Origin of the sequence: Streptomyces sp. NPDC101234 (genome assembly GCF_044767525.1) — a bacterium.
Lineage (GTDB): Bacteria > Actinomycetota > Actinomycetes > Streptomycetales > Streptomycetaceae > Streptomyces > Streptomyces sasae.
This window is the reverse complement of the sequence record NZ_JBIWOA010000100.1, coordinates 1-5,254: the sequence shown is the minus strand read 5'-3', so window position 1 is coordinate 5,254 and position 5,254 is coordinate 1. Positions and strand designations below refer to the sequence as shown.

The window sequence follows — 5,254 nt, the reverse complement described above, 5'->3', positions numbered from 1 at the left end:
CCCCCGGCGAGTTGTCGTCATCGGTGTAAACACCCTTCGATATCCGGTGTTCTCAGTGGTGATCGCGGGTCAGCGTAGAACCGGTCACTTGACGAGCACTGAACAGAAATCCGGACGCCCAACGAGAGCCGCTTCACCGCCAGTTCCGTTGTTGTCAAGCACGGCGAACCAGCATGCGGACATGAAGCCGACAAAGCGCGATGCCGCCATCGGCACCACTCGCTTCGCCGGAACCTGTTCGGGCGCAATGCCTAGAATCGACGGTACTTCCGTGCACTCTCCTCCCCCCAGCACGTCCCCTCTGCGGTCCCTGTTCGCGTCGTCCGAGTTCCGCGCCGCATGGGTCGCCGAACTCATCTCGTACTTCGGCGACCAACTCGCCCGCGTCGCACTGGCGATCCTCGTCTTCGACCGGACGGGATCGGCGGCCTGGACCGGCCTCGCGTACGCACTCACCTACATGCCGACGGTGCTCGGCGCGCTCGCGCTGTCGCACACGGCGGACCGGCGCTCACGCCGCGGCGTCGTCATGGCCGTGGACATCTCCCGGGCCGCCGCAGTTGGCGCGATGGCGATCCCCGGGATCCCGTTCGCCGTTCTGTGCCTGCTGGTGGCCGTCACGTCGTTCCTCGGTGGGCCGTACACCGCGGCGCAACTCACCCTGCTGCGGGAGATCCTGAGCGCCGAGCAGTACCCGGTCGGCATGTCCGTCCGGCAGATCACCACGCAGGCAGCGCAGATCTTCGGCTTCGCCTTCGGGGGCGTGTGCGCCGCGGAGCTGAGCCCGCAGGTGTGCCTCGCCTTCAACTCCGCCACGTTCGTGGCGGCGTTCGGCCTCTACGGGTGCTTCGTCAAGCCGCGGCCCGCTGCGAGGGCGTCAGCGAAGGCCGGATCGATGGCGGGCGGGCTGACCGTCCTGTGGGGCGAACCACGGCGGCGGGCGATCCTGCTCGCCGCGTCGCTCGGCGTCTTCTACATCGCGCCCGAGGCCGTGGCGGCGCCGTACGTCAGCCAACTCGGCCATACATCCGTCTGGGTGGGCATCCTGCTGGCGAGTACGGGTGTAGGCGCGGTGATCGGCCTGTGGGCGTTCCACCGGTTCGTGCCGACCCACCGGTACGCGGACCACCTGGCGCTGCTGTGCCTCACCACCGGGCTGCCGCTCGTCGCCATCCTGCTCCCCGGCGGCGGCATCGGCCTGGCCGCGGCGGCGTTCGCAGTCGGCAACGCGCTGTGGTGCATCCAGGTGGTGATCTCGGTATCCACGCTGGTGGAACTGCTGCCTGACGACCACCGCGCCCAGGGGATGGGCACGGCGTCGGCCATGAACCTCACTGTCCAGGGGCTCGGCACCGGCGCGGCCGGACTCCTCGCACAATGGCAGAGCCCGGCAGCCGCCATGGCCCTGATGGGGGCCGCGTCCACGGCGGCGGGGCTGTGGCCGGCGCTGCTGTGGCGCAGGGCGGCCCGGACGCGGCCGACGGCGGCGCCCGTCCCGGAGCCGACGCCGACTGCGACGTGAACGCGACGCTCGGCGCCCGCGCTTGGGAAACGCCCGGCGCGCCCCGGCACGTTCAGGGCGCACCCAGGTACGTTCAGAATTCGGCCCCCTCGGCACGTTCGACGGTGATACCCAACTTCCGCCGCAACTCGGCGACTTCGGCCTCTACCTCGTCGGCAACCCTCGGCACGTAGACGACCCTGCCGCCGGCCGAGATCGTGCCGATCCCGGCCGGTACCGGCTCACCCACCACCAGGCGGATGTCGGCATCCACCACACCGGGGATGCCGAGCACCTCCTCTGTAGTCGGCGCGGAACGCACGACTCCGGGCTCGGGTACGACCAGGATGTTGGCCACCGTGTCGTGCACCGGCGCGGCGGGGATCTCCGGGCGCTGCCCGACGGCCATCGCGGCCAGCGCCGCCACGCCGTCGTGCCCGTACATCGCGTTCGTGGCGTGCCAGATACCGGCCCCGCCGGGCCGCGCGCCCGCCTCCCCGAACCAGAGCCGGCCGTCCTTCGTCCGCAGGATCTCGCAGTGGGTCGCGCCGGTCAGCTTCCCCAGCGCGCGGACACCTCGGACGGCGACCGCGCGGACCTCCTGGGCCTCCCTGCTCCCGGGGGGAAGGAACGTCTGGTGCCACTCCCTGCCGACGATCCGGAGGCAGGGCTCGCTGTACCTGCCCACTGCGGCGACGAGGATCTCCTCCTCCCCGCTCTCCTCGTCCACGTAGCGGTACAGGTCGCAGCAGTACTCCGCCGCCACGTCGAGGTACTGCTCCACGACGAACCCGCCGGACGCGTGGAGGCTGCGGGCGACGGTCCCGGCGCTGAACCGCCCCAGCGGGTCGTGCACCGCCACGTCGAACGCACCCTCCGCCAGGCGGCGGTCCAGGTCATCGGGGCCGCGGATGGTGAAGGTGTTGAGCGTGCCGATGCCGGCCTCGTGCTTGACGATCAGCGGGTAGCCGATCTCCTCGGCGACCCCCGCGATCTCGCTCGCGTGGCGCACGACGCGGAAGGCCGCCGTGGGCACGCCCGCCGCGGCGCAACGCCGCTTGGCCACGGCCTTGCTGGTGTAGGCGAGGGCGTCGTCCACGCCCATACCGGGCGCCCCGACCGCTTCGCGTAGGACCGCGGCGGCCACCACGGCCTGCTCATCGATGGTGGTGACCACGTCGACGGAGCCCAGTTCCCGGGCAAGCCGCCTCATCTCTTCCCGGTCGTCCCACCTGCTCACGCCGTGGACCGGAACGCCCGGGTACCGGCCGCCGTAGAGGTCCGCGCTCGCGTTCGGGACGACGAAGGACACGCGGTGGCCGCGCGCGAGCAGGGCGTCCGCCAGGACGGGGTTGCCGGTGTCCAGGACGATGATGTCCAAGTCCGCGCTCTCCGCGTGGGGTTCGGGCGTGGCATTCCGGGGGTGCATGAGGTGGGTGCCTTCCTGGGCGCGGCTCATGCCGCGGTCTCGATCGTGAAGGACGACGCCAACCGCGCCATCTCGGCAAGGGCGTTCCGCGGCGACGACGGTTCGAAGAAGATGTACGCGGCGGCCGCGTCCGTCGAGTGGTGCGAACCGGAGCCCACGTCACCCGGCCGGCACATGATCTCCACGTCCACGACACCGTCCCACGCGAGGACGTCCTCCCGGTCGGGCACCCGCAGCACCCGGCCGACGGGGACAAGGGGGACCGAACTGGCAAGCTGGGGACAGCGGTACACGCTGCCGATCTTCGGCTGCTCGCCGCGGGCCATCGCCGCGATCACGTCGTGGATGTCGTAGCCGAGGAGCCGCGACGTGAGACCGCCGATCTCCTGGCCGCCCGGCCGGGCCGCGACCTCGCCGAACCACCACTGTCCGAGGGAGTCCCGCATGACCTCGCAGTGGGCGAACCCGTCCGTGAGGTTCAGCGCGGCGCACGCCCTGACGGAGAGGTCCACGAGGGCGGCGTGCTCGTCCGAGCGGGGGTCCAGGGTCACCAGGCCGCTGGCCCTGCCGACGAGGTCGAGCACGGGTGCGGAGTACTGGGCCGTGACCGTCATCAGGGGACGGCCCCCGGACCAGAGCATCTCGCAGAAGAACTCACTCGCCACGTCGATGCGGCGCTCCACGACGAAGCCGGCGCTCCCGTTCGACAGCAGCCCCTGGAACACGCCCGCCGACGCCGACGCCCGCCCCGACGGCTCGGGCACCTGCTGCTCGAACGCCTTCTCCGAGGCGAGTTCCAGGAGGTGTTCCTCGCTGTCGACCCTGAAGGTGGAGACGGCCCCGAATCCGGACAGCGGCTTCAGGATCAGCGGGTAGCCCAGCCGCGCGCCGGCGGCGCGCACGTCGTCGATCGTATGCGCGACCTCGTGCTCGGCCACCGGAACGGGGTTCGGGCCGGCCGCGACCACCGCCTTCATGAGGTGCTTGTTGGTCGTCCTCAGCGCGTCCCGATAGGACTGGCCGCCGATTCCGAGCGTGTCCCTGAGGAATCCCGCGGCCACGACGCATTGCTCGTCCACGGTCATCACCGCGTCCACGTTCTTCACTGAGTGTGCGATGTCCTGGAGTTCCCGTAGATCGGCCCACTTGTGGATGCCTAAGAACTCGGTGTCCGGATCGGCCTCCCGCCGCCGGTCCAGCAGCGGGAACGGGGTGATCACCGTCGTCGTGACTCCGTGGCGGGCCAGTGCCCGCTCGACAACCGTGTTGAGGGTGGAGAGGGTCAGAATTCCCATGGCGGTCTTCCTGATCAATGGTCTTTCGATGTTCGAGCGGCCGGCGTGCAGACATAGGCCGGCCTCACCTGCGGACGGCGATGTCCGCGTATCCGTGTCCGGCGACGTCACGTCCCGCACGCGTGCCCGTCACGGAACACACGCCGGTGCGGACGGGGTGGCCGACCCGTGCGGGGGGACAGCATGCGAGGAGTGATCGTCAGGGCCGCGTCCAGGCCGGGGACGGTCAGGACCCACCGCCCGTCGCGGACCGCGCGCCGGGCCTCGCCGACCACGTGGGTGTCCGTGGAACGCGTGTCCTGTGCCATCGAGCCTTGAGCTTTTGCCATCGAAGTTTGAGTGGTGTGGATCACTGATCCGGCAGCTGTAGTTCTTGATCGTTGACGGATTCGTGCTGGTGAGCGGCCTGGTGGGGTGCCCGTGGGAACGAGTACGGCCACTGCGATGATGATCGTCTGTGACGACAGATCAGGACGCGGTGGCCGTAGGCGCCACGATAGCCGGTGGAGTGTGGAGCGAGTGTTTCAGGGCGGCGATGGCGGCGGTGGCCGGCTGTTTCCCGCGACGGGAGTCGCGGCTGCTGGCCAGGGACATGACCGAGGCGATACTGACGGGGCTTGAGACCCGCAACTGCTGGACGCTCGCCGAGGCGTTGGGGCACACGTCGCCGTCCCGGCTGCAGCACTTCCTGTCCCGCGGCGTGTGGGACCACGACGCCGTGCGCGACCGGACGGCAGCCTGGGCCGCTGGTGAACTCGCCGAAGACGACGCGGTGTTGATCGCGGACGGGACGGGGGACGAGAAATCCTCGACCGACGCCGTCGGGGCGGCGAGGCAATACTCCGGTGCGCCGGGCGGGATCGCGGGCCAGCGTTCCTCCAGGCGGGCGATCAGCCGTCCGGTCAGTTCGTCCTTGAACTTGCGGTAGCTGTCCGGCCGTTCGGTCTCGGGCGTCCCGCGCCACTCGTCGACCACCTTCGGATCGACGAGTTCCAGCAGCTCCACCGTGTGGAAGCGGGCGGCCGGATT

At 70.3% G+C, this 5,254-nt stretch carries 4 protein-coding genes; 2 read left to right on the top strand and 2 right to left on the bottom strand.

The features are described 5' to 3' along the window. The first annotated feature begins 271 nt into the window (after nt 1–271). Entirely contained in the window at nt 272–1,522 is a 1,251-nt protein-coding gene (locus ACIRR9_RS55805) for an MFS transporter (RefSeq protein WP_403769744.1), read from the top strand. Nucleotides 1,523–1,595: 73 nt separating this feature from the next. Here the strand turns inward: ACIRR9_RS55805 and ACIRR9_RS55800 are convergent, their stop codons facing one another. Together ACIRR9_RS55800 and ACIRR9_RS55795 are read right to left on the bottom strand one after the other, a co-directional pair. Then, nucleotides 1,596–2,960 (bottom strand): acetyl-CoA carboxylase biotin carboxylase subunit family protein, encoded by a 1,365-nt coding sequence (locus tag ACIRR9_RS55800; protein WP_403769741.1) that lies wholly within the window; start codon nt 2,958–2,960, stop codon nt 1,596–1,598. Next, nucleotides 2,957–4,225, bottom strand: a complete 1,269-nt coding sequence (locus tag ACIRR9_RS55795; RefSeq protein WP_403769738.1) for an acetyl-CoA carboxylase biotin carboxylase subunit family protein — start codon at nt 4,223–4,225, stop codon at nt 2,957–2,959. Before ACIRR9_RS55795 ends, ACIRR9_RS55800 begins: the two co-directional genes overlap by 4 nt. A gap of 535 nt (nt 4,226–4,760) precedes the next feature. Here ACIRR9_RS55795 and ACIRR9_RS55790 point away from each other — a divergent pair. Beyond that, nucleotides 4,761–5,153 carry a transposase gene (locus tag ACIRR9_RS55790; RefSeq protein ID WP_403769747.1) on the top strand — a complete coding sequence of 131 codons (393 nt, stop codon included), beginning with the start codon at nt 4,761–4,763 and terminating at the stop codon, nt 5,151–5,153. The last annotated feature ends 101 nt before the right edge of the window (nt 5,154–5,254 follow it).

What these genes read in the sequence shown, in the direction of transcription:
- ACIRR9_RS55795 (WP_403769738.1), bottom strand. Translation starts at nt 4,225, where the DNA reads ATGGGAATTCTGACCCTCTCCACCCTCAACACGGTTGTCGAGCGGGCA.
- ACIRR9_RS55800 (WP_403769741.1), bottom strand. Translation starts at nt 2,960, where the DNA reads ATGAGCCGCGCCCAGGAAGGCACCCACCTCATGCACCCCCGGAATGCC.
- ACIRR9_RS55790 (WP_403769747.1), top strand. Translation starts at nt 4,761, where the DNA reads ATGGCGGCGGTGGCCGGCTGTTTCCCGCGACGGGAGTCGCGGCTGCTG.